The following is a 26,717-nucleotide window of genomic DNA, read 5'->3' on the forward strand; positions in this document are numbered from 1 at the left end:
GCTCGGCCACGGCTCGTGCGATGGAGGCGGTGTCGCCAGGTCAGCCCTGGCGGGCGGCCAGCACGCTGATGCCCGGGTGGCGCGGGTTGTAGCGGCCCGTGGTGCGCAAGACGGCCTTCTTGATGAGCGCCACCCGGCGGCCGGTCAGCGGTCTGCCGTGCGGGACGCCGTCGAGGCCGGTGTGCTGGAGGACGCCGTCCCACGCGCCGAGGCCGATGCACAGGGTGTCGGCTTCGACGCGCAGGGGCCTGGGGTCGCGTCCGGCCATGCGGGCGGTGATGGCGTGGAAGGCGCAGGCGCCGGCCAGGCCGCCGGGTCCGCAGCCCATGCGCAGCACGTGGCCGTCCCGGGTGCGGGCGGCGGCGGCGTCGCCGATGCCGTACACCTCGGGGTGGGAGCGGGAGCGCAGGGTGGCGTCGACGAGCATGCGGCCGCGCTCGTCGACGGCGAGGCCGGCCTGCCCGGCCAGGTCGGGGACGGTGAACCCGGCGGTCCAGGCGACCGCGCCGGCGGCGAGGTGGCGGCCGTCCTCCAGCAGCACGCCGTCCGCGTCGACCTTGGCGACGGCGGTGTTCTCCCAGACCTGGACGCCGAGGCGGTCCAGGACGCGGCGCAGGTGGTCGCGGCCGGGTTCGGCCAGTTCGCGGCCCAGGGTCCCGGCGGTGATCAGGCGCACGGTGTGGCCGGGGTGGGTCTCGGCCAGTTCGGCGGCCGTCTCCAGGCCGGTCGGCCCGGCGCCGACCACGGCGACCGTGCCCGCGGTGCGCAGCCGTTCGCGCAGCCGCTCGGCCTGGTCGACGCCGGCCACCGCGTAGGCGTGTTCGGCGGCGCCGGGGACGGCGTCGAGGTCGGCGTGGCTGCCCAGGGCGTACACCAGCAGGTCGTAGCCGAGGGGGTCCGCGCCGCCCGCGAGTTCGACGTGCCGGGCGGCCGCGTCCAGGCGGGTGACCCGGTCGACGACCAGCCGGACGCCGGTCCCCCTGAGCAGGTCGCGCAGCGGCAGGCGGCGCGCCTCGCGGCCGGCGGCGATCTGGTGGTTGCGCATGCGTTCCACGAAGTGGGCGCGGTCGTTGACGAGCGTGACCTCGGCGGCGGTGCGCCGGGCGAGCAGGTGGGCGATCGTCAGTCCGGTGTATCCGGCTCCCAGGACCGCGATGCGGGGTGTTTTCGTCATGCGCGATGAACGGGGAACGGGCGCGATTCGTGACAGTGCGGCGGAGAAAAACTCAGATTTTCTGTCTGGCGACGTAGGCGAGCTTGGCCGGGTTGGCGACGGCGCGGATGGTCACGACGCGGTCGTGGTCGAACTCGACGACGGTGATCCCGGACAGACGGCCGTCGAGGTAGAACGCCAGGGCCGGCTGTCCGTTGACCGTCTCGGGTTCCAGGCGGATCCGACCGGCGTAGCGGGTGAGGGCGAGCAGGTGGCGCACGACCTGGTCGCGGCCGGTCACCGGGCCGCGTGTGGCCGGCGCCTTGCCGCCGCCGTCGGCCCAGGCGACGACGTCGTCGGCCAGCATCCGCTCCAGCGCGGCCACGTCGCCGGCCAGGGTGGCGGCCATGAAGCGCTCCAGGAGCCGGCCGCCCTGCTCCGGGGAGGGGGTGAACCGTTTGCGCTCCTCGGCGAGGTGCCGCTGCGCCCGGCGGTAGAGCTGGCGCACGTGCGGCTCGGTGGCCTCCAGGATGTCGGCGATTTCGCGGTGGCTGTGGCCGAAGGCCTCGCGCAGCACGAACACCGCGCGCTCGGGCGGGGTGAGCCGCTCCAGCAGCACCAGCAGGCCCAGGGACAGCAGTTCGCGCTGCGCCACCACCTCCAGCGGGTCGGGCGGGCCGCCGGTGAGGATCGGCTCGGGCAGCCAGGTCCCGACGTAGCGCTCGCGCCGGGCGCGAGCGGAGGTGAGCCGGTCGAGGCACAGATTAGTGACGATCTTGGTCAGCCAGGCCTCCGGGGAGACCGCCGTGTCGCAGCGTTCCCAGCGCAGGTAGGCGTCCTGCACCACGTCTTCGGCGGCGGACGCCTCGCCGAGCAGCCGGTAGGCGACCCCGAACAGGCGGCGCCGGTTGGCCTCGAACCGTGCCAGCCGCTCGGGGGTCATGGGAGCCAGGGTAACGGCGGCCCCTACCGCCCCTCGATGAGGGCGGCGATGCCGTCGAGGAGCCGGGCGAGCCCGAACTCGAAGGCGCCCTCGGGGTCGGCCGGGGCGTTGTAGGCCTCGCCGCTGGCGCTGCCGACCCGGCCCGCCAGCGGGTAGGCGGACATGTCGCCGGCGGTGGCCAGGAACGGCTCGTGCGCGCGCCACCACTCCTCGTCGGTCATGCCGGTCTCCTGGGCGGCGCGGGCGGCCTCGACCACGCCGCGGGCGGCGCCGTGGACGTAGGCGCCGATGAGGGTCAGGACGTTGTCCATCTCCAGGTCGGTCAGGCCGATGCCGTCGAGGGCCGACAGTTCGTGCTCGTACTTGCCCAGGGTGCCGGGGCCGAGCGGGGGGCGGCTGACGGCGAGCTGGAGGATCCACGGGTGGCGGCGGTAGAGGGCCAGGTTGTCGCGGGCGACGCGCTCGACCCGGGCCCGCCAGCCCTGCGGGATCGGCGCGCCGGTGAAGGTCTCCTTGAAGACGGTGTCGAGCATGACGTCCAGGAGCTCGGCCTTGCCCGGGACGTGGGTGTAGAGCGACATCGTGCCCACGCCCAGGTGGTCGGCGACCTTGCGCATGGACAGCGCGGCCAGGCCCTCGGCGTCGGCGACCTCGATCGCGGCGGCGATGACCCGGTCGGCGGTCAGTTCGGGGCGGCCCTTGCGGGGGGCGCGCTCGCGGGCGCGGGACGGGTCGCGCCACAGCAGCGCGAGGGTGCGCGCGGGGTCGCCTCGTCCGATGTATTCGGTCGTCATGATGCCGCTCAGCGTACTCGGGGCGCTTAACCGTAGACTGTACGGTACGCTGTACGGCATGACGTACACGATAGAGGCGCACGGGCTCGTCAAGCGCTACGGCGCGCGGGCCGCCCTCGACGGGTTCGACCTGGCCGTCCCGGAGGAGACGGTCCACGGCCTGCTCGGCCCCAACGGGGCGGGCAAGACCACCGCGGTGCGGGTGCTCACCACGCTGCTGCGCCCCGACGCCGGCACCGCGCGGGTGGCCGGGTTCGACGTGACCCGCGACGGCGGCCAGGTGCGCCGCCGCATCGGCCTGGTCGGGCAGCACGCCGCCCTGGACGAGGCCCTGTCGGGCCGGGCCAACCTGGAGATGTTCGGCCGCCTGTCCCACCTGCGCCCCAAGGCCGCCCGGCTCCGGGCCGGGGAGCTGCTCGACCGGTTCGGGCTGGGCGACACCGGCCGCAAGGCGGTCAAGGACTATTCGGGCGGCATGCGCCGCCGCCTGGACCTGGCCGCCGGGCTGATCCTGTCGCCGCCGGTGCTCTTCCTCGACGAGCCGACCACGGGCCTGGACCCGCGTGGCCGCGCGGAGGTGTGGGCGGCCGTCCGCGCCCTGGTCGCCGACGGCACCACCGTGCTGCTGACCACGCAGTACCTGGAGGAGGCCGACCAGCTCGCCCACCGCATCACCGTCGTCAACGAGGGCCGCCAGGTCGCCGAGGGCAGCCCGGAGGAGCTGAAGAAGACCGTCGGCGGCGACCGGGTGGAGGTCGTCGTGCACGACCCGGCGGACCTCCCGGCCGCCGCGGCCCTGCTCGGCCCCGCCGCCGAGACCGACCCCGACACCCGGCGCGTCAGCGCGCCCGCCCCCGACCGCATGGCGACCCTGAGCGCGGTCGTCCACGACCTGGCGGCGAGCGGCATCGCCGCCGACGACGTCGCGATCCGCCGGCCCACCCTCGACGAGGTGTTCCTGCACCTCACCCGGGGTGCGGCGTGACAATCCCCATCCGTTACGGCTCCGCCCACCCTGCCCCGACCGCCGCCGCCGGCGCCCGCCGTATCCGGCGCCGACCGGCCGCGCCCGCCCCGAGGAGTCACGCGTGAACCGACTGACCTGGGCCCTCGCCGACGGCTGGACCGTCACCCGGCGTGAGGTCACCCACTGGACCGCCAACCCCGGCCAGCTCGTCGCGGGGCTGCTGTTCCCCGTCATGGTGCTGCTGCTGTTCGCCTACCTGCTGGGCGGCGGCATCGCGGTGCCCGGCGGCGACTACCGCGAGTTCCTCATGCCCGGCATGTTCGCGATGACGATGGTCTTCGGCCTGGAGGGCACCTTCACCGCGATCGCCAACGACGTCACCAAGGGCGTGACCGACCGGTTCCGGTCGCTGCCGATGGCCTCCTCGGCGGTGGTGTCAGGCCGGGCGGCGGCCGACATGCTCACCACGGTGTTGTCGCTGACGGTGCTGATCGTCAGCGGCCTGGCCGTCGGCTGGAGCGCCCGCAACGGGTTCGGCGACGCGCTCGCGGCCGTCGGGCTGCTGTTGTGGTTGCGCTTCGCGCTGTTGTGGGCGGGGATCTGGCTCGGGCTGAAGATCCGCAACCCGGAGGCGGTGATGGCCCTGCAGATCCTGGTGTGGCCGATCGGCTTCCTGTCCAACGCCATCACCTCCCCGGCGACGATGCCGGGCTGGCTGGGCGTGATCGCCGACTGGAACCCGCTGTCGTCGACGGCGGCGGCGGCCCGGGAGCTGTTCGGCAACCCCGGCTGGGCCAACGACACCTGGGCGGCGGCGCACGCGCTCGAACTGGCGCTGGCCTGGCCGCTGGTCATCACGGCGATCTTCGCGCCGCTCTCGGTGAGGGCCTACCGGAACCTGTCTCGCTAGGCTGAGCCGCATGGCACACGAGTTCGAGGTCCGTGAGGAAATCGTCCTGCCCGCCACGACCGAGGAGGTGTGGGAGGCGATCGCGACCGGGCCGGGCGTCGACTCGTGGTTCATGGGAGCCAACGACTTCGAACCCGGGGTCGGGGGCGCGGGCCGTCAGACGGTCGCCGGGTTCACCACCCACGCCACCGTGACCGGCTGGGAGCCGGGCGAGCGGCTGGCGTTCACGACCGACACGGCGGCCGACGGGTCGTTCATGGCGTTCGAATACCTGCTGGAGGGCCGGTCGGGCGGCAGCACGGTGTTGCGGTTCGTGCATTCGGGGCTGCTGACCGGCGACTGGGAGGACCAGTACGACGCGGTGTCGGTGGGCGACGGTCTCTACCTGCGCAAGCTGGAGGCCTACCTGCGGCACTTCCCGGGCGTGACCGCCGACTACGCGCTGTTCGAGATCGGCCGCCCCACCCCCGATGCCGCGAGGGTGTGGGCGGCCTTTCTCGACGCCTTCTCTCTGGGGCAGCCACCGGAGAAGGGCCGCGTCGCGGTGCCCGGCCTGAACCCCGACGACGCGCAGGTCGTGTTCGCCGAGTCGGGGTTTTTGTGCGTGGTGACCGCGACGTCGCTGATCACGCTCGTCCACGGCTACCGCGACGCCGTCGTCGCCGAGCACCACGCCTTTCCGGGGGAGATCGCCAGGCCGCTGGCCGAGAGCGCCTGGCGGGCCTGGCTGGGGGAGAACTTCTAGGCCATGGGGTCAGGCCGTGTAGACGGGGTAGCCGTATCCGACGACGTCGGCGGTCTGCCGCTCGCGGACCTCGACCACGCCGTTGCCGGTGTTGCCCTCCACGGTCTCGATGGTGCCGTCGCCGTTGTCCTTGATGACGAAGCCGACGTGCTGGATGTCGTGGATGTCCTTTCCGCCGTTCCAGTCGAAGAACACGACCGCGCCAGGGGCCGGGACGGTGCCCCAGCGGTTGTTCTGGGCGAACCACTCGGCGTGGCGGACGGTGTAGGCGTCCTCGCCGAGCACCGGGCTGATGCCGAGCTGGTTGCCGACCCAGCTGACGAACATGTCGCACCAGGGGGCGTTGGCGTAGCCGTAGCGGGTTCCGCCGTCGCGGGCGATGGTCTCGGCCGCGCGGTCGGAGTTCATGTACCAGTGGTGGAACTTGGTGCCGCCGCCGTACGGGTTCTCGCTGGTGCCGACCTGGCTGGTGGCGAGGTTGAGCACCTGCTGGGCGCTGACCTTGGGCAGTCCCTTGGCGACCTCCAGCAGAGGGCTGTAGGCCAGGGTGACTCCCTCGGGTGCCGTCCCCGCGGGGGCGGCGGCCTCGGCGTTGGCGACGGCGTTGGGCGTCAGGTCGACGGCGGCGACGGTGCCGCCGGTGACCAGGGCCGCCGTCATCAGACCGGTTGCCAGGACAGCGCGGATTCCAGGTTTGGGAGCTCGCATGGGTGGGGTTGACTCCTTGCTTCCATGCGCCTACCGGGTTAGCTGACGGACTCGGGCGTGGAAGCCGCCCTACGGCCTGTCGTTGAGGGGCAGACAGGCCGATTCACCCCAGAGGACCCGGTGGGTGTGCGTGGTGATCGGGAGAGTCAGGTGATCACCGGGTCCTCGCTGGTTCCCCGGTTCCGCGCGGGGCGCGCGGATTCGGCGATCTCTAGTTGTCTTCCTTCGGCGGCTGACCTGCGGTTACGTAGGTCACACCGCCTCGAGTTCCCCAGAAGGTAGTACAACTCCCAGAATCGGTCAAACTTGGACAATCAACACATTGTGGGGGTAACGTCAGCGCCAGCCCTGCGGGTCGACCCCGCCGGGCACCGGTCCGGGCGGCCCATAGGGCTCGCGGGTGAACACGAAGGTGTTGAGATCGAGGTGTACGCCCTCGCCGGTGCGGACCACCCGAAGCGTCTCGCCGGCGTAGTAACCGTCCAGGCCCAGCCAGGTTCCGTCGGCGAGCGCGGCGAACCGGGAGGCGCGCCCGGTCTCGCCGACCGGCGTCAGGGCCAGGCCCCGGCCGGGCAGGGCCCGCAGGACGTAGGCGGCCGGCCCCCAGTACCAGGGGCCGGTCAGGGCCAGCAGGTCGTCGTCGACCGGGGCGGGCCGCCATTCGGCCGGCAGCGCGGGTTCGTGCTCGTCGAGGATGTCGAGCAGGTCGCCGGTCAGGGCGTTGCCCTTGACGCCGCTGGTGGTGTTGGCCAGGAACAGCACGCCCACGCCGTCGGACGGGTCGGCCCACACGGTGGCCAGGAAGCCGGGCATCGAGCCGGTGTGCCCGGCCAGGCGGCGGCCGTTGTGACGGCGCAGCTGCAGGCCCAGGCCGTAGCCGGAGGTCCACGACGGGCCGTCTTCGACGGTGGCCGGTTCGCGCATCTCGGCCATCGTGGCCGGGCGCAGGACGCCGGCGCCGTCGCCGCCGACGAAGATCGCCCACCGGGCCAGGTCGGCCGGGGTGCACCACATCTGCCCGGCGGGGGCCAGCGCGACCGCGTCGTGCTCGGGCTCGGGCAGCAGCACGTCGGCCCACGGGTGCACGGCGTATCCGGTGGCGTGCGGGGCCCGGGGCCGCTCGGTCGTGTCGCGCATGCCCAGCGGGATCAGCACCTCGTCGTGGACGGCCTGCGCCCACCCCCGGCCCCGGATGCGCGCCACCACCTCGCCGAGGAACCCGAACCCGAGGTTGGAGTAGTGGAAGCGGCGGCCGGGCCGGTGACGGCCGGTCATCGCGTCGAGCATGCCGATCAGCTCGGGCATCGGCACCCCGGGCGTGCGCTCCCACCACGGGCCGGGCGGCTCGGCGGTCAGCCCGCCGGTGTGGGACAGCAGCTGGGCGATCGTCACCTCGCCGGCGGGCGTGCCGGGCAGGTGCTTGCCGAGCGGGTCGAGCAGGTCCAGCAGCCCCTCGTCGCGCAGCCGCATGATCATGACGGCGACCATGCTCTTGGTGATCGACCCGACCCGGAACTGCGTGGAGGCCGTCGGCGGGCCCTCGCCCACGCGTCCCCGGTAGCCCGACCAGACCAGCTCGCCGCCGCGGATCACCGCGACCGCCAGAGCGGGGATGCGGGAGGCGGCCTGCTCGGTGGCCACCCGTAGCGCGAGGGCCCGCGCCGTACTCTCCAAGACCATGGGGCCAGGCTATGGTCTACGCTCTGGCGCGTGGAATCGGGCTCGGTGATCGAATGCGTTCTCGAACGGATCACTTTCGCCAGTGAGGAGACCGGCTACACCATCGCGCGCGTGGCCACCGAACGGTCCGGCCCCGACCTGCTGACGGTGGTGGGCCCGCTGCTGGGCGCGCAGCCGGGCGAGTCGCTGCGGCTGACCGGCCGCTGGACCTCCCATCCCCGCTACGGGCGGCAGTTCGAGGTCTGGTCGTACACCACCGTCCTGCCGGCGACGATCCAGGGCATCCAGCGTTACCTGGGGTCGGGGCTGATCAAGGGCATCGGGCCGAAGATGGCCGAGCGCATCACGCTCCATTTCGGCGTCGACACCCTGCGCGTCATCGAGGAGGAGCCGGCCCGGCTGGTGGAGGTGCCGGGGCTGGGCCCCAAGCGCACGAAGATGATCGCGGCCGCGTGGGAGGAGCAGAAGGTCATCAAGGAGGTGATGATCTTCCTGCAGGGGGTGGGCGTCTCGACGTCCATCGCGGTCCGCATCTTCAAGCAGTACGGCGAGACCTCCATCGACGTCGTGCGCGCCGAGCCCTACCGGCTGGCCGACGACGTGTGGGGCATCGGCTTCAAGACCGCCGACACCATCGCCCAGGCGGTCGGCATCGCCGCCGACAGCCCCGAACGCGTCAAGGCCGGCCTGCGCTACACCCTGTCCCAGGCGGCCGACGACGGCCACGTCTACCTCCCGGCCCCCAACCTGATCGCCGACGCCGTCAAGATCCTGTCGGTGCCGCCTGAGCTCGTCTCGGCCTGCCTGGAGGAGCTGGTCGCCGAGGAGGGCGTGGTCCGCGAGGAGGTCCCGGTCGCCGAGGGCGCCGTCCCGGCGGTCTACCTGGTGCCCTTCCACCGCGCCGAACGCTCGCTGGCCGCCACGGTGCTGGGGCTGCTGCGCTCCTCCCGCGACCGGCTGCGCGCCTTCGCCGACGTCGACTGGCCCCAGGCGCTGGCCTGGCTGAAGACCCAGACCGGCGCCGAGCTGGCCAAGGAGCAGGACCAGGCGGTCCGGCTGGCGCTGACGGAGAAGGTGGCGGTGCTCACGGGCGGCCCCGGCTGCGGCAAGAGCTTCACGGTGCGCTCGGTCGTCACGCTGGCCCGCGCCAAGCGCGCCAAGGTGATCCTGGCCGCCCCGACCGGCCGGGCCGCCAAACGCCTGGCCGAGCTGACCGGCCACGAGGCGACCACCGTGCATCGCCTGCTGCAGCTGCGGCCCGGCGGCGAGCCGACCTTCGACCGCGACAACCCGCTCGACGCCGACCTGGTGGTCGTCGACGAGGCCTCGATGCTCGACCTGCTGCTGGCCAACAAGCTCGCCAAGGCGGTCGCGCCCGGCGCGCACCTGCTGTTCGTCGGCGACGTCGACCAGCTGCCCTCGGTCGGCGCCGGGGAGGTGCTGCGCGACCTGCTGGCCGCCCCCGACGTGCCGCGGGTGCGGCTGACCCAGATCTTCCGCCAGGCCCAGCAGTCGGGCGTGGTCGTCAACGCCCACCGCGTCAACGCCGGCCAGCTCCCGCTGGTGCGCGACTTCCCCGACTTCTTCCTGTTCCCGGCTGAGGACCCCGAGGAGATCGCCGCCCTCACCGTCGACGTGGTCGCCCGCCGCATCCCGGCCAAGTTCGGGCTCGACCCGCGCCGCGACGTCCAGGTGCTGGCCCCCATGCACCGCGGCGCGGCCGGGGCCGGGGCGCTCAACGGGGCGCTGCAGGAGGCGCTCACGCCCTACCGGGAGGGCATGCCCGAACGCCGGTACGGCGGCCGGGTCTTCCGCGTCGGCGACAAGGTCACCCAGCTGCGCAACAACTATGACAAAGGCGCCGCCGGGGTGTTCAACGGGACGGTCGGCGTGGTGACCGCGATCACGCCCGACGACCACAAACTGACCGTCTCCACCGACGAGGACGAGAGCGTCGACTACGCCTTCGACGAACTGGACGAACTGGCCCACGCCTACGCCGTGTCCATCCACCGCTCGCAGGGGTCGGAATATCCGGCGGTGGTGATTCCGTTGGCGACATCCGCGTGGATGATGCTGCAGCGGAACCTGCTCTACACGGCGATCACCCGGGCCAAACGCCTGGTCGTCGTGGTCGGCTCCCGCCGGGCGCTCGGCCAGGCGGTCAGGGTGAAGGGGGCCGGACGCCGCCACACCGGGCTGACGCACCGGCTGCTCTGACACCGATCCGCAGATCGGCTGATCAGGACGTGAACCTTACTTGATCGTCAGACGTCTCAAGTGGCATCGCTACCGAATTGTGAGTCAAGTCAGGTGAAAGTGGCTCACAAGCCAGGTAAGCCCTAATAGGGTTTTAGATGCGCTTTGCCACTGTGGGGGAGTAGTTGTGAACAGCAAGTCTCGTCGCCGGAATCTGCCTTTCGTCACGGCCGCCGTCGTGATGTCGGCGGTCCTGACGGCATGCTCGGGGGGTACGACGCCGGCGCCGGCGCCGGGCGGCGGCGGGAACGTGACAGGCGGCGACAAGCCGTCCGTGGCGGCCCCCACCCTCAAGGTGTCGCCCGCCGAGGGGGCCCAGAAGGTCCGCCCCGACAAGAACGTCGTGGTGACCGCCGCCGGGGGCGAACTCGACGAGGTGACCGTCCAATCGCAGGGCGTCCCGGTCGAGGGCGAGTTCGACGCCACCCGCACCACATGGACCTCCAGCAAGCCGCTCAAGCCCTCCACCACCTACACGGTGTCGGCCAAGGCGACCGGCGCGGGCGGCCCGGCCGCGCTGACCAGCGAGTTCACCACGCTGAAGCCCAAGCGGGAGCTGCAGGTCATCGACATCACCCCCGGCATCAAGGGCGAGACCGTCGGCGTCGGCATGCCGATCATGGTGACGTTCAACAACGACGTCACCAACAAGGCCGCCGTCGAGGCCGCCCTGCACGTCGAGGCCGAGAAGAAGGCCGTCGGCGCCTGGCGGTGGATCTCCGACCGCCTGGTCATCTACCGCACCGCCAAGTACTGGCAGGCCCACCAGAAGGTCGTCTTCACCGCCGACCTGGCGGGCGTGCGCGGCGCGGGCGACATGTGGGGCACCAAGTCGTTCCGGCAGACCATCAAGATCGGCGCCGCCCAGATCAGCAAGGTCGACACCCGCACCCACCAGATGGTCGTCCGCGTCGACGGCAAGGTGAAGCAGCGCATGCCGATCAGCGCCGGCAAGGCCGACACGCGGGAGTACACCACCACCAGCGGCGTGCACCTGACGATGTCCAAGCACAACCCCGAGATCATGATCTCGCCCGGCAAGAAGGAGGGCGACCCCGGCTACTACAAGGAGATCGTCAACCACGCGGTGCGGATCTCCAACTCGGGCGAGTACGTCCACTCAGCCCCCTGGTCGGTCGGCTCGCAGGGCCGCGCCAACGTCAGCCACGGCTGCATCAACGCCAGCCCGACGCAGGCCAAGTGGTACTACGACAACTTCCAGCGCGGCGACGTCGTCGACATCGTCGGCACCGACCGCGAGCTGGAGTGGAACAACGGCTGGGGCTTCTGGCAGATGTCGTTCGCCAAGTGGAAGAAGGGCAGCGCCCTGGAGGCGTGAGGGGAGGCCTAGCGGACCCCCAGCTGCATCAGCAGCAGCGCCCCCGCGAACTTGACCACGACGACCCCCACGACGACGCAGAAGACGATGAAGGCGGGCCGGTGCTCGAAGTGCCGGCCCTCCTTCAGCGGAGGCCGCTTGGCGACACGGTCGGCGATCCGCTCTTCGAGGGGCTTACGCGCAAACATGACCCCAACGTTACCCTTGACCGCCACTATGGGGCGGTGAAGGTCCACCACCTCAACTGCGGCACGATGCGCCCTGCGGGCGGATTCACCATCGTCTGCCACTGCCTGCTCCTGGAAACCCCCCGCGGCCTGTGCCTGGTCGACACGGGCTTCGGCATCGGAGAGGCGGCCTTCGGCGCGCTGCCCGGCTACTACCGCCCCCTGATCCGGCCGGCGCTGCTGGATTCGGAGGCGGCCTACAACCAGGTGATCGGCCTCGGCCACGACCCGCGCGACGTGCGCGACATCGTGGTGACCCACCTGGACGCCGACCACGCCGGCGGCCTGCGCGACTTCCCGTGGGCCCGCGTCCACCTGCACGCCGCCGAGCACGCGGCCGCGACCCGCCCCGCCACCTCGGCCGACAAGGGACGCTACCGGTCGCGGCAGTGGGCGCACGGGGCCGACTGGATGACCTACGACGACCGCGGCGGGGAGACCCTGTTCGGCCTGTCGGCGATCCGGCCGCTGTGCGACCTGCCGGACCTGGCGCTGGTGCCGCTGGCGGGGCATTCGCGGGGACATTCGGGGGTGGCGGTCGACACCGGGACGGGATGGCTGCTGCACGCGGGGGACGCCTACTGGTACCACGGCGAGGTGGCCCCCTCCCCGCACTGCCCTCGGGCGCTGGCGCTGACCCAGCGGCTGGTCGCGACCGATCACCGGCAGCGGCTGGCGAACCTGGCCCGGTTGCGGGAGCTTCCGGCGGAGGTCCGGGTGTTCAGCGCCCACGACCCTCATGAACTGGACCTGGCGGTCGCGTAGGGGCCGTGGCGAGCAGGCGGCGCAGAGCGGCCCGGGCGGGCGGGCCCCACGTGGCCTTGCCGCCGGGACGGCCGTGCACACCGGCGTCGCCGATGAGGATCCCGCTGAGCGCCCGCGCCATCGCCCATCCGCGGGCGCGGCGCACCGTGGCGTCATCCGCCTGGTAGGCGGCCTGGACGTGGCCGGCCGCCCCGTCGGGCAGCAGCAGCCACGCGGCCGACAGGTCACACGCCGGGTCTCCCGCGCAGAGGTCACCGAAGTCGACGACGCCGCAGATCGTGCCGCCGGCGGTCAGGACGTTGGCCGGGTGCAGGTCGCCGTGCAGCCACACCGGCGGCCCCGCCCACGCGGGCGCGTCGAGCGCGTCGGCCCAGACGGCGCGGACGGCGTCCGGGTCGGCCACCGACCCCGACCGGGCCGCTTCGGCGAGCTGCCGGTCGAACCCGTCGGTGTATCCGGCGAGGGGTCCGCCGCGTCCCCGGCCCTGGGGGGCGTGGCCGGGAGCCGGCCGGTGCAGCGCCGTCAGGAAGGCGGCCAGGGCGCCGGCGCTTTGCACCCCGTCGGTGACGGGCGCACGGTCGGCGGGCTCGCCCTGCACCCAGGTGGTGACGATCCACGGGCGCGGGAACCGCGAGGAGGGCGCGCCGAGGCGTTGCGGGACGGGGACCGGGAGCGGCAGCCGCGCAGCGAGCCCGGGCACCCAGGTGTGTTCCTTGCGGAGCAGGTCGTCGGCGGACTCCGTCGCCCAGGGAAGGCGGACGGCCAGGTCGTCGCCGAGCCGCCACAGCTGGTTGTCCCAGCCGCGCGCACCGAGCCGGAGCGGGAGTTCGGCCAGGTCGGGGTGCTGGTCGCGGAGCAGATCCCGGACCAGCTCCGCGCTGACATCGGTTTGGGTGTGCGCCATGAAGATCAACAGTAGCCCCATTCGTGAACTCCCATGCCGTCACCGGCACCGGTATCCGGCCGCCGCGGTCGTGCGGTGGACGTCGGTCGGCGTAGGCTTGGGGGGCGCTCAGGGCGCGTCCGATCCGCGGGAAGGGCCGAGCCCACCTGATGCTCCTCCAACCACCCGGTCCGACCTCCTTTCCGGCCTGATCATGCGGATGCCAGGCCACACGGAAACGAGGTTGTGATGGTCGTCCGCCGTCTGCCCGACGATCCCAGCATCGCGTGGCTGCGCAAACAGGCCAAGACGCTCCTGCGGCAGGCGCGGTCGGGTGATTCCACGGAGCTGGTCGCCGAGTTCCATCCCCGCCCGCCCCGCACGCTCACCCTGTCGGACGCGCAGCTCGTCGTCGCGCGCATGTACGGTTTCGCGAGCTGGCCCCGCCTGAAACACCACCTCGACACCGTCGCCCGCTACTCCCGCTCACCGCACCTGGTCGAACCCACTGCGGACCTTGCGGCCGAGTTCCTGCGGCTGGCCTGCCTCACCTACGGCTCCGACCACCCGGGCCGGACGCGGGAGGCCGACCTGCTGCTGGCCCGGCATCCCGAACTCGCCACCGCGAACGTGTTCACGATGGCGGCCACCGGCTCGGCCGAGGCGCTCGCCGCCGTGCTGGCCGCCGACCCGGCGCTCGCGCGGGCCGAGGGCGGGCCCTTCGGGTGGGAGCCGCTGCTGTATCTCACCTACGCCCGGCCGGCGGCACCGGGTGACCCTGTCGCGGCGGCGCGGGTGCTGCTCCGGTATGGGGCCGACCCGGACGCCGGGTTCCTGTGGGAGGGGCTGACCTCGCCGTTCACGGCGCTCACCGGGGCGTTCGGCGGCGGGGAGTCCGATCAGCCGGCGCATCCGCGCGGCCTGGCGCTGGCGCGGGTGCTGCTGGAGGCCGGCGCCGACCCCAACGACGGCCAGACCCTCTACAACCGGGGGCTGGGCGGGTCCTTCTCCGACGACACCGCCCATCTGGAGCTGCTGCTGGAGTTCGGCCTGGGCCGGGGCGGCGGCGGGCCGTGGCATGCGCGGCTGGGGCCGACCCTGCAGTCGCCACGGCAGCTGATGCGGGAGGAACTGTCCACCGCGGCGCTGCGGGGCGGGCCGCGCCGGGCCCGGTTGCTGCTCGCGCACGGCGCCGAGGTGGACGGGCGGGGCGAGCATCCCGCCTACGGCGGGCACACACCCTATGAGCTGGCCCTGCTCAACGGGCACACCGAGGTCGCGGACCTGCTCACCGCCGCCGGGGCCACGGCGAACCTGGGGGAGCTGGACGCCTTCGTCGCGGCCTGCATGCGCGCCGACGCCGCGGCGGTCGCCGGTTTCGGGCCCGAGGTGCTCGCGCGGGCGCTGGCCCGGCATCCGGGGTTGATCAATCGTGCCGCGGGGCTGGGGAAGGCGGAGGCGGTGCGGTTGCTGGCGGGGCTGGGGTTCGACGTCGACCACCGGGGGCGGTCGACGCCGCTGCACGAGGCGGCGTGGAACGACGACGTGGAGACGGTGGGGGCGCTGCTCCAACTGGGGGCGGACCCGGCGATCACCGACACGCGGTTCGGGGCGACCCCGCTGGGGTGGGCCGAGCACGGCGGCAAACACCGGGCGGCGGCCCTGCTGCGCGAGGTGGGGGAGCGGCGGGAGACCTCGCCGGAACCGGGCTGAACGCGTCGGCTCCCGCCTGCGCCCAACTCCGTCTCCGCCGTGAGCGCGCGTCGACGTGGTCCCCCGGACATCATCCGGGCACCGGCGTCGTCGCGGCGGTTCGGGGCGCGGCCGGTTGGCGCCGGATGCGGCGCCCGGGCCGGGCGGGGGGCGGTGCCGGGTGGGCGGAGCCGTAACGGAAGGAAGGAAGCTAGCGCAGGGCGGCGCCCAGCGGGGTGTCCTCGGCGGGGTCGAAGTGGGGGTCGAGGGTGATCGGGAGCTGGGACATGAAGCGGGGGCGGGTGCCCTGGTGGGTCTGGGCGGCGTGGACGAGGAGCGGGTGGCAGATGTAGACGTCGCCCGGCTCGCCGGTCGCATGGGCCAGGGGGCGGTGGCGGCTGACCTCCTCCAGGCGGGGTCCGTAGGCCATCAGGTCGACCTCGTCGTCACCGAGCAGCGCGGCGACGTCGCGCTGGGAGCCGGCGCGGATGCGGGTGGGGGCGTCGTCGGGGCCGACCTCGGAGAACAGGGTGAGCAGCAGCAGGCTCCGCGACCGGACGGCGATCTTGGACCAGTCGGGGGCGGCGTTGAGGTCGATGTGCCAGCCGGTGTCGCCCGCGTCGGGCAGATTGGGGAACCGGACCGGGATGTTGCCCAGCGTGGTGCGCCTGCCCCAGCGGCCCTCGCCGGCGATCTGGTCGAGCCCGGCGGCCAGGCGGGGGGAGCCGATCATCTGGCCGAAGGGGCCGAAACCGGCGGGGTCGGCGGTCCACACGACCGTCTGGGTCCAGGAGGACGGGTCGTCGGGGGACAGGCCGATCTGCTGCCACAGCACGGCCCGGGCGGCGTCGGCGACCTCCCGGGGGACGATCGCGGGCAGTTTCAGGAAGCCGTCGCGGGCGAAGGCGTCGAGATCGGCGGCGGAGAAGGGCGCGGACATGGGGGCGACGGTAGCGAGGTGCCGCGCCGCCGACCATCCATTTAACTCGCCGTCGCGCCGGGGCGAGGGGCGCGATCGTGCGCTCAGACCAGGGTGAGCTGGCGGTCAGGGGAGCGGCGGCGTTTCCACTGCCGGGAGGTCTTGCCGATGCCGTAGGCGGCGGCCAGCGACTCGACCTGGGCGGCGATGCGGGCCCGGTAGTCGGCCGGGGTCAGCGGGCCGGTGCCGTACAGGTCGTCATAGCGCGGCACTAGGCCCGGGTGGTCGCGCCCCAGCCACGCCAGGAACGCCTCGCGCGCGCCCGGCGGCAGCCGCAGCACGCCCGGCACCAGGGAGACCGCGCCCGCCTCGGCGGCGCGGCGGACGGTCGCCTGCAGGCTGTCGGGCGAGTCGGTGATCAGCGGCAGGATGGGCGCCATCAGCACCCCGCACGGGACGCCCGCCTCGTTGAGGGCGGCGCAGACCTCCAGGCGGCGCTGCGGGGAGACCGCGCCGGGTTCCAGGCCGCGCCGCAGCCGGTCGTCGACGAAGCCGACCGACACCGCGACCGACACGCGGGTGACCTTGGCGGCCTCGCGTAACAGGGGCAGGTCGCGCAGCACCAGCGGGCTCTTGGTCAGGACGGTGAACGGGTTGCCGGCGTCGGCCAGCGCCTTGATGATCTTCGGCATGAGCCGGTAGACCTCTTCGGCGCCCTGGTAGCAGTCGCCGTTGAGGCCGAGCGCGACCGGTTCGCCCCGCCACCGGGGCGCGGCCAGCTCGCGGCGCAGCCGGGCGGCCAGGTCGGTCTTCACCACGATCTTGGTGTCGAAGTCGTCGCCGGTGTCCAGGCCCAGGTAGCGGTGGCCCCTGCGGGCGGCGCAGTAGCGGCAGCCGGTGCGGCAGCCGCGGTAGGGGCTGACGGCCCAGGCGTAGGGGAGCTCGGCGGCGGCCGGGACGGCCTCGATGGCGGTGCGGGCGCTCACCTCGTAGCAGGTGATGTCGCCGAACTCGCGGGTGATGGCCTGCCGCTCGACCCGGGGGCGCGCGGGCCCGGCCTCGTGCAGGGTGGGTGCGTCCCAACGCATGACGACCAGTAGAACACGCATTCGACCCTTCTCGCCAGTCGGACGCGCCCACCGATAACGTGTCACAAAAGGTGCAAATAACGTGAAAGGAACAGCTGTGGCGTGGATTTTCCTGGCGGGAGCCATCGTGTCCGAGGTGCTCGCCACCACCGCGCTGAAACTCAGCAACGGCTTCTCCCACCGGCTGTGGTCGGTCGTCGTCGTGATCGGCTACGTCGCCTCCTTCGCGCTGCTGTCGCGGGCGCTGAAACTCCAGATGCCCGTCGGCGTCGCCTACGCCGTCTGGGCCGGGGTGGGCACCGCCGTGATCGCCTCCATCGGCGCGCTGTTCCTCGGCGAGGCCATGACGATGGCCAAGGCGGGCGGGATCGCACTCATCATCGGCGGCGTGGTGCTGCTGAACCTGTCCGGATCCCACTGACAGAATCTCCCTGGCATAAGGTCGGAGAGTGATCTTTCATCTCGCGCTGGCCTCGGACTGGGCGCACGCCCAGAAAGACGGGGAATACCGCATCTCCACCCTGGGACGCACCCTGGAGCAGGAGGGCTTCATCCACGCCTCCCGCGACCTGCCGCAGGCCCGCGCCGTGGCGACCCGCTACTACGCCGACGTCACCGAGCCGCTCCTGCTGCTGCACATCGACGACACCCGGCTCCAGGTCCCGGTCGTGATGGAGACCCCCGAAGGCACCGCCGAGGAGTTCCCCCACATCTACGGCCCGCTCCCGGTCGCCGCCGTCGCGGCCGTCACCCCGTTCAGCCTCGCGACCTGACCCGATCGCACCCGATCTCACCCGATCTCACCCGTCGAAGGTGACCGCGCCCGCCTCGTAGGCGACGATCGCCGCCTGCACCCGGTTGGCCACCCCCAGCCGGGTCAGGATCGCGCTGACGTAGGTCTTCACCGTCCCCTCCGTCAGCCGCAGCGACCGGGCGATGGCCTGGTTGGACAACCCCGCCCCCACCAGCTCCAGCACCTCCCGCTCACGCGGCGTCAGCACCGCCACCCGGCCCCGCGCCGCCGCCGCCCGCCCCGAGTCGCGGTTGTTCAGCTCGGCGATCACCCGCGCGGCGACCTTCGGCGACAGGTAGGCCGCCCCGCCCGCCACCGCGTGAATGCCGGCCAGCAGCTCGCGCGGGTCGCCCGACTTCAGCAGGAACCCGCCCGCGCCGACCTTCAGCGCCCGCGCGATGTACTCGTCCTCGCCGAACGTCGTCAGCATCACCACCCCCGTCGCGGGGGAGACGCGGCGGATCTCGGCCGCGGCGGCCAGCCCGTCCATGACCGGCATCCGGATGTCCATCACGACGACGTCGGGCCGGTGCGACAACGTCCGCTCCACCGCCTCCCTGCCGTCGGAGGCCTCGGCGACCACCTCGATGCCCGCATCGGCGTCCAGGATCGCCCGCACCCCCGCCCGGATCAGCATCTCGTCGTCGGCCAGCACCACCTTGATCATGCGCGCGCCTCGTCGGGCAGGCCCGCGCTGATCTCGAACCGGCCCTCCTCGGCCCGCGCCGCGAACGTGCCGCCCGCCAGCCGCACCCGCTCCGACAACCCGACCAGGCCCGTGCCCGCCCGCGTCATCGGCCGCGTCATCGGCCGCACCGCCTCCGCGCCGGGTTCCAGGTCGTTGCGCACCGTCACCGTCATCCGCCCCTCCCGCCGGGTCAGCCGCACCACGACCGGCGCGCCCGGCGCGTGCTTGGCCGCGTTCGTCAGCCCCTCCTGCACGACCCGGTAGGCCGCCCCCAGCGGGTCGGCGCCCGCCGGATCCCCCTCCAACGTCACCGTCATCCCCGACGCGCGCGCCCGCGCCACCAGATCGGCGATCCCGCCCGCCCGCGCGTGGGGGAGCAGCGTCGCCGGTTCGTCCTCGGTCCGCAGCATCCCGATCACCCGCCGCAGCCGCTCGGTCGCGTCCCCCGCCGCCTCCCGCAACCCCGCCGCCGCCTCCCGATGCCGGGCCGGCAGGTCGGACGCCATCTCCATCGCCCCCGCCCGCAACGCGATCAACGCCAGCTCGTGCCCCAGCGAATCGTGCACGTCCTGCGCGATCCGCGCCCGCTCCCGCAGCCGCGCCTGCTCCTCGACCATCCGCCGCTCCCGCAGCCGCCCCTGCCGCCGATGCCGCACACTGCGCCCGGCCGTCCACGGCAGCAGACTGCAGATCAGCACCCCCGACAACCCCGACACCCACACGTTCGGCTCCAGCGACGGCGCCGGACCCAGCGTCGAGACCGCCGCGCACACCCCGCCCACCACGACGATCACCCCGTACAGCACCACCGCCGGCCGCGCCCGCTCCATCCGCAACCCGGCCAGGAAACTCAGCGTCACCACCGCCGGCGTGAACCCGTTCAGCGGGCCGATCTTCGCCGAATGGTTCATCGGCCACAACTGCACCGTCGCCAGCGCCTCACTGGACGCCCACGGCCCCAGCAGCAGCACCACCACCAGCGCTACAAGCGGCCGCGCCCGCGCGAGCGCCACCGCGCCCGCCAGCACCAGGCACCCGCCCGCCACCGACACCACCAGCGTGTTGCCCGACAACGGCCGCCAGTCATAGGGGTTGACCGGCGCGAACACCACCGGCACACACAACACCAGCCACAACGGCAGGTCTCTCAGGCGCAGCACCCCAGCACGCTACCCCGCCCCGCCACCACCCGCCCTCATCCCCAGGTCGCACCCCACCCCTGCCGAAAGTCAGCCCCGCCGGGCGACCATCGCCGGGGGCGCCCCCGCCCCGGGCCGCCCTAGGGTCGGCTGCCATGACCGATGCCATCATGACCCTCCTGCACGACGTGATGACATCCCCGTGGATCTACGCCGCCATCGCGGCCATCGCGGTGATCGACGCGTTCTTCCCCGTGGTGCCCAGCGAAACCGCCGTGATCACCGCCGGGGTCTTCGCCGCCTCCACCGGCGCCCCCCACCTCGGCCTGGTGATCGCCGCCGCCGCCGCAGGGGCGTTCATCGGGGACAACATCTCCTACCAGATCGGCCGCGCCGGAGGCGCCCGCTTCCAGAAGCGCGCCGCCATCCGCTGGGCCCACGCCGCCTTCGAGGAACGCGGCGGCCTGCTGCTCGTCGTGGCCCGCTACATCCCCGGCGGCCGCACCGCCGTCACCCTCACCACCGGCGTCGTCCGCTACCCGCTGCACCGCTTCGCCTTCTTCGACGGCCTGGCCGTCATCTCCTGGGCCCTCTACTCGGCCATGATCGGCTACATCGGCGGCGCCGCCTTCGAGGACAACCCCTTCAAAGGCCTCCTGCTCGGCCTCGGCATCGCCCTGACCGTGACGGCGATCGTGGAGATCGTCCGGTACGCCGTGCGCCGCCGCACCCGCCCCGCAACCGACGCCACCGAACAGCCGCGCGTCCCAGCCGGTCAGCCGTAGACGCGCAGGAACTCCGGCGGATCCTCCCGCCACTCGGGGATGTCGAGCCGGTTCAGCGCCTCGACGATCGTCCTCTCCTCGTACGCGAAATGCGAGGTCACGATCGCCGCCAAACCGGCCACCTCCCCGGCCAGCCGCTCCTCGCCCGGCCGCCCGGCCATCGCCGCCAGCCGCGCCAGAATGCCCGCGATCATCTCGTGGTCGCGGCGCAGCAACTCCAGCGCCGGCCCCAGCTCCGGGAAGTCCTCCTCCACCGCCGGGAAACCGCGCGTGTCCTCCCCGACGTGATGCCGCTCCAGCGCCGAACAGAAGGCCAGGCAGTGGGCCCGCAGATCACCACCCCCACCCTCACCGGCCACCAGCCGGTCAAGCTCCTCCCGCAACCACAGATGCACCTCGACGAGCTGGTTCCCGAACGCCGCCAACCGCCCCACAGGGCCTTCATGAGATGTATGCATACGGCCGCCCACTGTAGCCCGCCCCGACCAAAGTCACCCCCGGCCCCGCCTTCCGCCCGATCCGCCGAACCCGGCCCGCCCCCTACGGTTCCTGGACATGACCCGGATCGCCCTGGCCGTCGGGCTGTTCCTCCTGGCCCCGCTGATGGGCGAGTACCTCATCGGCAACATCCCCGCCACCCACCTGCCCGGCCTCATCGTCCTGGCCCCCATGTACGGCGGCGCCGCCCTCCTCATCCGCGAGGTCACCCGCCGCACCGGCCGAGGCTGGCCCACCCTGCTCACCCTCGCCACCGCCTACGGCCTCCTCCAGCCCGCCGTCATCGACCAGGCCCTGTTCAACCCGTCCTTCGACGGCCACGACTTCACCGCCGCCCCCACCCACCTGCCCGCCCTCGGCCTGGACCCGGGCCTGCTGCTCACCTTCACCGCCGGGCACGCCATCACGACCCTGGCCGTCCCGATCGCCCTCATCGAGGCCCTGGCCCGCCACCGCGCCGACCAGCCGTGGCTGGGCACCCCCGGCCTCATCGTGACCGCCCTGCTGTTCGCCGCAGGGTCATGGCTCATCTACGACGACCACCAGCGCACCTTCCAGGCCTCACCGACCCAGCTGACCATCTCCGCGCTCGCCGTCGTCGCACTGACCGCGGCGGCGTTCACCTTCCGCCCCGGGGGCGGCAGAAGAGACCACACGGGGGAGGGCCGCGGTCCGGCCGCCGCCAGGCACCTCAGACCGTCCGCCCCGAACCCAAGCACGAACTCCGTCCCCAGCACGGCCCCAAGCGTGAACCCGGGCGTGAACCCCGCGCCTGACCCGGCCCCCAGTCCGGCCCCAAGCCCCGACACGAGCCCAGCCCTCAGCCTTGGTGCACGCCCCGCGCCCCGTCCCTGGCAGGTCGCCCTGGCGGTGTTCGCCCTCGACACCGCCGAGACGCTGCGCCCCGAAACCTGGCCCGGCCTCATCGCCGGCGCCGGCATCCTGGCCGGCGCCGCCCTCGTCATCATCCGCTGGGCCGCACGCCCCGGCTGGTCACGCCGACACGTCACCTACCTGGCCGCCGGGGCCGCCCTCACCCCCATGTGGACCGGATTCCTCCTGCTCCACCTCACCGGCAACGCCACCCCCGCCAACCTCGCTGGGCAGTCCCTCGTCGCCGCCACCGCCCTGGCCGTCGTCACGGCGGCCGTGCGGGCCGCCCGCTAGACCAGCAGCAGCTTGCCGATCCGCCGCGACGCCACCCACAACCCGGCCACCGCCATCACCACCAGATAACCCGCGTGCACCAGCAGCATCCACCCCGCCGGCCCCACCGCCAGCCCCCGCACCAGCTCCACCGCGTGATAGAGCGGCGTCAGCGTCACGATCACCTCGAACACCACCGGATAGTCCTGCACGGGGGAGAAGGTCCCCGAGAACAGGAACAGCGTGAACTGCCCCGTCGTCAGCAGGTCGAAATCCTGCCAGCCGCGCAGGAACGTCGAGATCGCCATCCCCACCGCCCCGAACGCCAGCCCCACCAGCGCCGTCGCCGGAAACGCCGCCAGCGCCCCACCGGCCGACGTCAACCCCAGCACCACCATCACGACCAGGAACATGAGCGTGTAGAACAGGCACCGCACCAGCGCCCACGTCAGCTCACCCAGCGCGATCTCCACCGGACGCACCGGCGTGGCCAGCACCGCGTCATACGTCCTGGCGTACTTGAACTTGAAGAACACGTTGAACGTCGTCTCGGCCAACGCCCCCGACATCGCCGACACCGCCAGCATCGCCGGCGCCACGAACACCGCGTAATCGACCGGACGCCCCCCGACCGGCACCGCCCCCACCAGCGCCCCCACCCCGACACCGATCGACAGCAGATAGAGCAGCGGCTCGAAGAACCCCGACAGCAGCACCAGCCAGTAGGCCGGCCCCGACCGCAGCGCCCCCACGTTGCGGCCCAGCACCGCCCCCACCCGGCCCGCCGACACCCCGCCGAAAAGGCCACGCCGGACCGCCCGCCCGGCCGCCATCACCGTCATCATCAGCCGCTACACCGCCAACCGGCGGGCGAACCCGCGCATCGCGAACCAGCCGCCCGCCACCGTCCACGCCACCAGACACGCCACATGAGCCCAGACCGGCCACGGCGGCGCCACCCCCAGCGTCGCCGCCCGGCACAACTCCACCCCATGCCACAACGGCGACACCCACGCCAGCCACTGCGCCACCACCGGCAGCTGCGCCACCGGGAAGAACACCCCCGCGAACAACGTCATCGGGATCATCACGAACCGGAACAACAACGCGAAATAGCCGTCGTTGTCGATCCGCGCAGAAAACCCCATCACCGGCAGCGCCGAGGCCACCACCACCGCCGCGCACACCAGCGGCGTCACCACCGACCACCACGACCGCAACCCGCCGAACAGCAGCACCACCAGCAGGAACACCACCGCCTGCGGCAGCACCCGCACCACCATGACCAGCACCTGACCGGCCACCATGTCACCGATCCGCACCGGCGTCGCCCGCATCGCGTGATAGCCGCGCGTCCACTTGAAATCACCCAGCACCGGATAGGTCGTCTCACCGACCGCCATCTGGAACGCCGTGGACGCCATCACCCCCGGCACGATCCACTGCAGATAACTCACCCCGCCGAGGTCACCCACATAACCGCCGACCCCCAGCCCGATCGACACCAGGAACAGCACCGGCAGCAGAAACGACGACATCGCCGACGCCCAGAACAACCGCCGGTACAACGTCAGATGCCGCTCCAGCACCGCCACCGTCGCATGCACACCCGAACCCGCCATCAGTCGACCAGCGTCCGGCCCGTCAGATGCAGGAACACATCCTCCAGCGTCGACCGCCGCACCAGCACACTCGACGGCGCCAGCCCCCGCCGGTGCACCTCCGCCACCGCCGCGTCACCGTCACGCGCATAGACCAGCACCCGGTCGGGCAGCGGATCGACCCGCTCACCCACCCCATCCAGCTTCACCGCCGCGTCCGCGCCGCCCGCGAACCGCAACTCCACCACCTCCGGCGTCGAATAACGGGCGATCAGCTCCCGCGGCGACCCCTCCGCCACGATCCGCCCGCCGTCCATCACCACCAGCCGGTCGCACAACTGCTCGGCCTCATCCATGTAGTGGGTCGTCAGCACCAGCGTCACCCCCCGCCGCTTCAGCTGGTAGAGCCGCTCCCACAACAGATGCCGCGCCTGCGGATCGAGCCCCGTCGTCGGCTCGTCGAGCAACACGATCTCCGGATCGTTCACCATCGCCCGCGCGATCGTCAGCCGCCGCTTCATGCCCCCCGACAGCGGCTCCACCTTCCCCTTCGCCCGATCGGCCAGCTGCACGAACTCCAGCAACTCACCCGCCCGCCGCCGCGCTTCGGCCCGCGACAACCCGAAATAGCGCGCATACGTCGTCAGGTTCTCGAACACCGACAGATCGGTGTCGAGATTGTCCAGCTGCGGGCACACCCCCAGCCGCCCCCGGATCGCCACCCCGTCACGCACCGGATCCATCCCCAGAATCCGCAGCTCACCGGCCGTCGGCGCCGACACACAACTGATCATCCGCATCGTCGAGGACTTCCCGGCCCCGTTCGGCCCCAGGAACCCGAACGCCTCACCACGCTCCACCGACACGTCGATCCCGTCGACCGCCGTGAACTCCCCGAAACGTTTGACCAGCCCACGAGCGACAATCAACGGTTCCTCAGCCACGAGACCCGACCCTAGCCCCGCCCACCGACAGTTCCGCAACGCCTTTCCCCGCTTGACAACCGCGCCCCGCACGGCCACCCGAACCCCCCGGACACGGCCATGCCGAAAACGCCGCTAACTGTTCACCGTCCCGTTGATCGTCTTACATTGCACTTGACCACCCGCCAAGTGATCATCCGGATGACCACACCCCACCCCCACGGAGGCACCGTGCCCACCCCGCAGCGCCCCCACCTCACCTGGCCGGCCCGGCTCACCCTCATCCTGGCCACCCTGGTCTCCCTCATCGCCGTAAACGCCCCCGCCCCCGCCCAGGCCGCCGTCTACTCCACCTGCACCCAGACCCGCTGCGCCGACGCCCGCACCGCCAACACCATCTGGAAATCCAAGGGCTACCCGACCAGCGCCGGCTGGTACACCTGGACCGGCGGCCTCTACAACTACACCGGCGGCCGCCACTACAACCGCGAAGGCCAGCTCCCCACCAACGCCACCTACTACGAATACGACGTCTACCCCCGCCCCCGCGGCGCCGCCCGCGACGCCTACCGCATCGTCGTCAACCGCAGCACCGGCGCCACCTGGTTCACCCCCGACCACTACGCCAACTTCTACCGCCTCTAGGACCCGCCCATGACCGCCCGACCCCTGCCGACCTGGCTCACCCTCACCACCGGCCCGGCCCCGGCGGTCATCGACGGACGCGCCTGCCGCACCCGCGCCGCCCTCTTCGACGAAACGGCGCGGGTCCTGCGCTTCCCCGACTACTTCGGCCGCAACTGGGACGCCTTCGCCGACTCCCTCGGCGACGCCGTCCGCGCCGGCACCACCACCCTCATCGTCCGCCACGCCGAAGACCTCCTCAGCGCCGAACCCCCCGAGCAGTACGCCACCCTCCTCGACATCCTCGCCGTCGCCGCCCGCACCGGCCTCACCCTCACCCTTCACACCGACCCCGCCCACGAACCCCACCTGCGCGCCCGCACCACCGCCGCCCTCACCCCCTAGCCGCCAGCCGCGTCAACCGCTCCAGCGACACCTTCAACGCCACCGCCGCCACCGGCCGCGCCACCACCCACCCGACCCGGCCCACCACCCCGAACGGCAACTCCAGCTCCTCCACCCACTCCACCCGGCTGCGCCCATCCGGCAACGGCGACACCCGGAACACCCCTCCACCCCGCACCAGCGCCCCCGTGTGCCGCACCTCCACGATCGCCCCCGGCGTGTACGCCGTGATCTCCATCGTGTCGGTGAACCCCACCCGGCCCACCCCCGTGAACGCCGACAACCGCGACCCCACCCCACGCCCGTCACCCGACGTCACCCGCGCATCCGTCAGCACCATCCACTCCCGATGCCGCGGCCAGTCCGTCATCACCGCGAACAACCGCTCCGCCGGCACACCGGCCTCCGCCGCCACCCGCAACCGCACCACCGCCACGACGCCACCTCCACTCCGATGGCACACCCCTACCCACCACCTCCACGACCAGAAAACTGACACCCCTTGGCAGGAACCCCCGCCATCCTGGACCCCATGCACGCAACCGGAACCTTCGACATCACCAGCTGGGACACCCTCGCCACCGACGACCACCCCGGCGCCACCATCAGCCGCCACCGCCTCACCAAACACTTCACCGGCGACCTCACCGGCACCTCCACCACCGAGATCCTCACCGTCGCCACCACCGCCGGACCCGCCGCCTACACCGGCCTCGAACACGTCGACGGCACCCTCCACGGCCGCAAAGGCACCTTCGTCCTGGCCCACAGCGCCGGCGGGGGAGCGGACGGCACCCCCTGGATGCGCTGGGAGATCGTCGCCACCTCAGGAACAGGCGAACTGGTCGGCATCACCGGCTCCGGCCAGATCGTCAACGACGACGGCCATCACTACACCCTCGACTACACGCTGTAACCGACTGGTGCTTGAGTGCAGGTTCCGACTCGAACCGGGGGAGCAGCGGGTGTACGCCTCGATCGAGGCCTGAGCGGGCAATGCTCAACCGTGGGAGGGGAGTCCTCGAGCCGGACGTCGAGGAGGC

At 72.5% G+C, this 26,717-nt stretch carries 30 protein-coding genes and 1 riboswitch; of the genes, 14 read left to right on the forward strand and 16 right to left on the reverse strand.

What is annotated here, in order from left to right; all coding sequences use genetic code 11:
• Nucleotides 1-40 precede the first annotated feature (40 nt).
• Genes GT755_RS00415 through GT755_RS00425 form a run of 3 tightly spaced genes read right to left on the reverse strand, consistent with a single transcriptional unit; the run spans nucleotide 41 to nucleotide 2,890 of the window.
• Nucleotides 41-1,174 (reverse strand): NAD(P)/FAD-dependent oxidoreductase, encoded by a 1,134-nt coding sequence (locus tag GT755_RS00415; RefSeq protein WP_161477689.1) that lies wholly within the window; start codon nucleotides 1,172-1,174, stop codon nucleotides 41-43.
• Nucleotides 1,175-1,226: 52 nt separating this feature from the next.
• The gene (gene sigJ / locus GT755_RS00420; RefSeq protein ID WP_161477690.1) at nucleotides 1,227-2,096 is read right to left on the reverse strand and encodes an RNA polymerase sigma factor SigJ; all 870 of its coding nucleotides are present in this window, start codon (nucleotides 2,094-2,096) and stop codon (nucleotides 1,227-1,229) included.
• A gap of 23 nt (nucleotides 2,097-2,119) precedes the next feature.
• Nucleotides 2,120-2,890, reverse strand: coding sequence for a TetR/AcrR family transcriptional regulator (locus GT755_RS00425; RefSeq protein ID WP_161477691.1), 771 nt, complete (start codon nucleotides 2,888-2,890; stop codon nucleotides 2,120-2,122).
• A 58-nt stretch (nucleotides 2,891-2,948) separates the two neighbouring features.
• Here GT755_RS00425 and GT755_RS00430 point away from each other — a divergent pair, with 58 nt between their 5' ends.
• The 3 genes from GT755_RS00430 to GT755_RS00440 all read left to right on the forward strand — a co-directional run bounded on the left by GT755_RS00430 (nucleotide 2,949) and on the right by GT755_RS00440 (nucleotide 5,512).
• Complete coding sequence (locus tag GT755_RS00430; RefSeq protein WP_161477692.1) at nucleotides 2,949-3,875, forward strand: ATP-binding cassette domain-containing protein; 927 nt, start codon at nucleotides 2,949-2,951, stop codon at nucleotides 3,873-3,875.
• Between the two features lie 103 nt (nucleotides 3,876-3,978).
• Nucleotides 3,979-4,767, forward strand: coding sequence for an ABC transporter permease (locus tag GT755_RS00435; RefSeq protein WP_161477693.1), 789 nt, complete (start codon nucleotides 3,979-3,981; stop codon nucleotides 4,765-4,767).
• Between the two features lie 10 nt (nucleotides 4,768-4,777).
• On the forward strand, nucleotides 4,778-5,512 hold the full coding sequence (locus tag GT755_RS00440) for an SRPBCC family protein (RefSeq protein ID WP_161477694.1): 735 nt from the start codon (nucleotides 4,778-4,780) through the stop codon (nucleotides 5,510-5,512).
• 9 nt (nucleotides 5,513-5,521) lie between these two features.
• On the opposite strand, the gene GT755_RS00445 is transcribed toward GT755_RS00440, so the two are convergent.
• Together GT755_RS00445 and GT755_RS00450 are read right to left on the reverse strand one after the other, a co-directional pair.
• Complete coding sequence (locus GT755_RS00445) at nucleotides 5,522-6,220, reverse strand: CHAP domain-containing protein (protein ID WP_235965750.1); 699 nt, start codon at nucleotides 6,218-6,220, stop codon at nucleotides 5,522-5,524.
• Nucleotides 6,221-6,232: 12 nt separating this feature from the next.
• A riboswitch (cyclic di-AMP (ydaO/yuaA leader) is annotated at nucleotides 6,233-6,437 on the reverse strand.
• Nucleotides 6,438-6,556: 119 nt separating this feature from the next.
• The gene (locus tag GT755_RS00450; RefSeq protein WP_161477695.1) at nucleotides 6,557-7,900 is read right to left on the reverse strand and encodes a serine hydrolase domain-containing protein; all 1,344 of its coding nucleotides are present in this window, start codon (nucleotides 7,898-7,900) and stop codon (nucleotides 6,557-6,559) included.
• Between the two features lie 30 nt (nucleotides 7,901-7,930).
• Between GT755_RS00450 and recD2 the strand changes: the two genes are divergently transcribed.
• Nucleotides 7,931-10,120, forward strand: a complete 2,190-nt coding sequence (recD2, locus tag GT755_RS00455) for an SF1B family DNA helicase RecD2 (protein WP_161477696.1) — start codon at nucleotides 7,931-7,933, stop codon at nucleotides 10,118-10,120.
• 313 nt (nucleotides 10,121-10,433) lie between these two features.
• Complete coding sequence (locus tag GT755_RS00460; RefSeq protein ID WP_328794098.1) at nucleotides 10,434-11,498, forward strand: L,D-transpeptidase; 1,065 nt, start codon at nucleotides 10,434-10,436, stop codon at nucleotides 11,496-11,498.
• A gap of 8 nt (nucleotides 11,499-11,506) precedes the next feature.
• Here the strand turns inward: GT755_RS00460 and GT755_RS00465 are convergent, their stop codons facing one another.
• Nucleotides 11,507-11,686: a hypothetical protein gene (locus GT755_RS00465; RefSeq protein WP_030453809.1), complete on the reverse strand. Its 180-nt coding sequence runs from the start codon at nucleotides 11,684-11,686 to the stop codon at nucleotides 11,507-11,509.
• 36 nt (nucleotides 11,687-11,722) lie between these two features.
• On the opposite strand from GT755_RS00465, the gene GT755_RS00470 reads away from it, so the two are divergent.
• Nucleotides 11,723-12,490 (forward strand): MBL fold metallo-hydrolase, encoded by a 768-nt coding sequence (locus GT755_RS00470; protein ID WP_161477697.1) that lies wholly within the window; start codon nucleotides 11,723-11,725, stop codon nucleotides 12,488-12,490.
• Here the strand turns inward: GT755_RS00470 and GT755_RS00475 are convergent.
• Nucleotides 12,447-13,394: an aminoglycoside phosphotransferase family protein gene (locus tag GT755_RS00475; RefSeq protein ID WP_161477698.1), complete on the reverse strand. Its 948-nt coding sequence runs from the start codon at nucleotides 13,392-13,394 to the stop codon at nucleotides 12,447-12,449. The two genes, GT755_RS00470 and GT755_RS00475, sit on opposite strands and share 44 nt — an antisense overlap.
• A 228-nt stretch (nucleotides 13,395-13,622) precedes the next feature.
• Between GT755_RS00475 and GT755_RS00480 the strand changes: the two genes are divergently transcribed.
• Nucleotides 13,623-15,086 (forward strand): ankyrin repeat domain-containing protein, encoded by a 1,464-nt coding sequence (locus GT755_RS00480; RefSeq protein ID WP_161477699.1) that lies wholly within the window; start codon nucleotides 13,623-13,625, stop codon nucleotides 15,084-15,086.
• Between the two features lie 190 nt (nucleotides 15,087-15,276).
• On the opposite strand, the gene GT755_RS00485 is transcribed toward GT755_RS00480, so the two are convergent.
• Both GT755_RS00485 and GT755_RS00490 read right to left on the reverse strand, forming a co-directional pair.
• Nucleotides 15,277-16,005 (reverse strand): phytanoyl-CoA dioxygenase family protein, encoded by a 729-nt coding sequence (locus GT755_RS00485; protein WP_161477700.1) that lies wholly within the window; start codon nucleotides 16,003-16,005, stop codon nucleotides 15,277-15,279.
• 83 nt (nucleotides 16,006-16,088) lie between these two features.
• The gene (locus tag GT755_RS00490) at nucleotides 16,089-17,072 is read right to left on the reverse strand and encodes a radical SAM protein (protein WP_161477701.1); all 984 of its coding nucleotides are present in this window, start codon (nucleotides 17,070-17,072) and stop codon (nucleotides 16,089-16,091) included.
• Between the two features lie 97 nt (nucleotides 17,073-17,169).
• Here GT755_RS00490 and GT755_RS00495 point away from each other — a divergent pair, with 97 nt between their 5' ends.
• Nucleotides 17,170-17,493: a DMT family transporter gene (locus GT755_RS00495; RefSeq protein ID WP_161477702.1), complete on the forward strand. Its 324-nt coding sequence runs from the start codon at nucleotides 17,170-17,172 to the stop codon at nucleotides 17,491-17,493.
• Between the two features lie 28 nt (nucleotides 17,494-17,521).
• On the forward strand, nucleotides 17,522-17,845 hold the full coding sequence (locus tag GT755_RS00500; protein WP_030453802.1) for a DUF952 domain-containing protein: 324 nt from the start codon (nucleotides 17,522-17,524) through the stop codon (nucleotides 17,843-17,845).
• Between the two features lie 27 nt (nucleotides 17,846-17,872).
• On the opposite strand, the gene GT755_RS00505 is transcribed toward GT755_RS00500, so the two are convergent.
• Together GT755_RS00505 and GT755_RS00510 are read right to left on the reverse strand one after the other, a co-directional pair.
• Nucleotides 17,873-18,532 (reverse strand): response regulator, encoded by a 660-nt coding sequence (locus tag GT755_RS00505; protein ID WP_161477703.1) that lies wholly within the window; start codon nucleotides 18,530-18,532, stop codon nucleotides 17,873-17,875.
• Nucleotides 18,529-19,713 carry a sensor histidine kinase gene (locus GT755_RS00510; RefSeq protein ID WP_161477704.1) on the reverse strand — a complete coding sequence of 395 codons (1,185 nt, stop codon included), beginning with the start codon at nucleotides 19,711-19,713 and terminating at the stop codon, nucleotides 18,529-18,531. The genes GT755_RS00505 and GT755_RS00510 overlap by 4 nt, the downstream gene beginning before the upstream one ends.
• A gap of 134 nt (nucleotides 19,714-19,847) precedes the next feature.
• On the opposite strand from GT755_RS00510, the gene GT755_RS00515 reads away from it, so the two are divergent.
• Nucleotides 19,848-20,477, forward strand: a complete 630-nt coding sequence (locus GT755_RS00515; protein WP_161477705.1) for a DedA family protein — start codon at nucleotides 19,848-19,850, stop codon at nucleotides 20,475-20,477.
• On the opposite strand, the gene GT755_RS00520 is transcribed toward GT755_RS00515, so the two are convergent.
• On the reverse strand, nucleotides 20,468-20,911 hold the full coding sequence (locus GT755_RS00520; RefSeq protein ID WP_202609504.1) for a hemerythrin domain-containing protein: 444 nt from the start codon (nucleotides 20,909-20,911) through the stop codon (nucleotides 20,468-20,470). The two genes, GT755_RS00515 and GT755_RS00520, sit on opposite strands and share 10 nt — an antisense overlap.
• Nucleotides 20,912-21,032: 121 nt before the next feature.
• Between GT755_RS00520 and GT755_RS00525 the strand changes: the two genes are divergently transcribed.
• The gene (locus GT755_RS00525) at nucleotides 21,033-22,142 is read left to right on the forward strand and encodes a hypothetical protein (protein WP_161477707.1); all 1,110 of its coding nucleotides are present in this window, start codon (nucleotides 21,033-21,035) and stop codon (nucleotides 22,140-22,142) included.
• On the opposite strand, the gene GT755_RS00530 is transcribed toward GT755_RS00525, so the two are convergent.
• From GT755_RS00530 to GT755_RS00540, 3 genes are read right to left on the reverse strand one after another with little or no spacing between them, the layout of a single operon-like run.
• Entirely contained in the window at nucleotides 22,139-22,966 is an 828-nt protein-coding gene (locus tag GT755_RS00530) for an ABC transporter permease (RefSeq protein WP_161477708.1), read from the reverse strand. The genes GT755_RS00525 and GT755_RS00530 overlap by 4 nt on opposite strands.
• A gap of 6 nt (nucleotides 22,967-22,972) precedes the next feature.
• Nucleotides 22,973-23,728: an ABC transporter permease gene (locus GT755_RS00535; RefSeq protein WP_202609505.1), complete on the reverse strand. Its 756-nt coding sequence runs from the start codon at nucleotides 23,726-23,728 to the stop codon at nucleotides 22,973-22,975.
• A 14-nt stretch (nucleotides 23,729-23,742) separates the two neighbouring features.
• Nucleotides 23,743-24,651, reverse strand: a complete 909-nt coding sequence (locus tag GT755_RS00540; protein WP_235965752.1) for an ABC transporter ATP-binding protein — start codon at nucleotides 24,649-24,651, stop codon at nucleotides 23,743-23,745.
• A gap of 225 nt (nucleotides 24,652-24,876) precedes the next feature.
• Between GT755_RS00540 and GT755_RS00545 the strand changes: the two genes are divergently transcribed.
• On the forward strand, nucleotides 24,877-25,290 hold the full coding sequence (locus GT755_RS00545; protein ID WP_202609506.1) for a ribonuclease domain-containing protein: 414 nt from the start codon (nucleotides 24,877-24,879) through the stop codon (nucleotides 25,288-25,290).
• Between the two features lie 9 nt (nucleotides 25,291-25,299).
• Nucleotides 25,300-25,674 carry a barstar family protein gene (locus tag GT755_RS40360; protein WP_161477711.1) on the forward strand — a complete coding sequence of 125 codons (375 nt, stop codon included), beginning with the start codon at nucleotides 25,300-25,302 and terminating at the stop codon, nucleotides 25,672-25,674.
• Here the strand turns inward: GT755_RS40360 and GT755_RS00555 are convergent.
• Nucleotides 25,664-26,110: an SRPBCC family protein gene (locus tag GT755_RS00555; protein WP_235966146.1), complete on the reverse strand. Its 447-nt coding sequence runs from the start codon at nucleotides 26,108-26,110 to the stop codon at nucleotides 25,664-25,666. The two genes, GT755_RS40360 and GT755_RS00555, sit on opposite strands and share 11 nt — an antisense overlap.
• A gap of 96 nt (nucleotides 26,111-26,206) precedes the next feature.
• Between GT755_RS00555 and GT755_RS00560 the strand changes: the two genes are divergently transcribed.
• Nucleotides 26,207-26,590 carry a DUF3224 domain-containing protein gene (locus tag GT755_RS00560; protein WP_161477712.1) on the forward strand — a complete coding sequence of 128 codons (384 nt, stop codon included), beginning with the start codon at nucleotides 26,207-26,209 and terminating at the stop codon, nucleotides 26,588-26,590.
• Nucleotides 26,591-26,717: the final 127 nt, after the last annotated feature.

Source organism: Herbidospora solisilvae (genome assembly GCF_009901565.1).
Taxonomy (GTDB): Bacteria; Actinomycetota; Actinomycetes; order Streptosporangiales; family Streptosporangiaceae; genus Herbidospora; species Herbidospora solisilvae.

What these genes read in the sequence shown, in the direction of transcription:
- GT755_RS00485 (WP_161477700.1), bottom strand. Translation starts at nt 16,005, where the DNA reads ATGTCCGCGCCCTTCTCCGCCGCCGATCTCGACGCCTTCGCCCGCGAC.
- GT755_RS00515 (WP_161477705.1), top strand. Translation starts at nt 19,848, where the DNA reads ATGACCGATGCCATCATGACCCTCCTGCACGACGTGATGACATCCCCG.
- GT755_RS00480 (WP_161477699.1), top strand. Translation starts at nt 13,623, where the DNA reads ATGGTCGTCCGCCGTCTGCCCGACGATCCCAGCATCGCGTGGCTGCGC.
- GT755_RS00490 (WP_161477701.1), bottom strand. Translation starts at nt 17,072, where the DNA reads ATGCGTTGGGACGCACCCACCCTGCACGAGGCCGGGCCCGCGCGCCCC.
- GT755_RS00525 (WP_161477707.1), top strand. Translation starts at nt 21,033, where the DNA reads ATGACCCGGATCGCCCTGGCCGTCGGGCTGTTCCTCCTGGCCCCGCTG.
- GT755_RS00505 (WP_161477703.1), bottom strand. Translation starts at nt 18,532, where the DNA reads ATGATCAAGGTGGTGCTGGCCGACGACGAGATGCTGATCCGGGCGGGG.
- GT755_RS00465 (WP_030453809.1), bottom strand. Translation starts at nt 11,686, where the DNA reads ATGTTTGCGCGTAAGCCCCTCGAAGAGCGGATCGCCGACCGTGTCGCC.
- GT755_RS00415 (WP_161477689.1), bottom strand. Translation starts at nt 1,174, where the DNA reads ATGACGAAAACACCCCGCATCGCGGTCCTGGGAGCCGGATACACCGGA.
- GT755_RS00430 (WP_161477692.1), top strand. Translation starts at nt 2,949, where the DNA reads ATGACGTACACGATAGAGGCGCACGGGCTCGTCAAGCGCTACGGCGCG.
- GT755_RS00450 (WP_161477695.1), bottom strand. Translation starts at nt 7,900, where the DNA reads ATGGTCTTGGAGAGTACGGCGCGGGCCCTCGCGCTACGGGTGGCCACC.
- GT755_RS00530 (WP_161477708.1), bottom strand. Translation starts at nt 22,966, where the DNA reads ATGATGACGGTGATGGCGGCCGGGCGGGCGGTCCGGCGTGGCCTTTTC.
- GT755_RS00445 (WP_235965750.1), bottom strand. Translation starts at nt 6,220, where the DNA reads ATGCGAGCTCCCAAACCTGGAATCCGCGCTGTCCTGGCAACCGGTCTG.
- GT755_RS00425 (WP_161477691.1), bottom strand. Translation starts at nt 2,890, where the DNA reads ATGACGACCGAATACATCGGACGAGGCGACCCCGCGCGCACCCTCGCG.
- GT755_RS00440 (WP_161477694.1), top strand. Translation starts at nt 4,778, where the DNA reads ATGGCACACGAGTTCGAGGTCCGTGAGGAAATCGTCCTGCCCGCCACG.
- sigJ (WP_161477690.1), bottom strand. Translation starts at nt 2,096, where the DNA reads ATGACCCCCGAGCGGCTGGCACGGTTCGAGGCCAACCGGCGCCGCCTG.
- GT755_RS40360 (WP_161477711.1), top strand. Translation starts at nt 25,300, where the DNA reads ATGACCGCCCGACCCCTGCCGACCTGGCTCACCCTCACCACCGGCCCG.
- GT755_RS00560 (WP_161477712.1), top strand. Translation starts at nt 26,207, where the DNA reads ATGCACGCAACCGGAACCTTCGACATCACCAGCTGGGACACCCTCGCC.
- GT755_RS00475 (WP_161477698.1), bottom strand. Translation starts at nt 13,394, where the DNA reads ATGGCGCACACCCAAACCGATGTCAGCGCGGAGCTGGTCCGGGATCTG.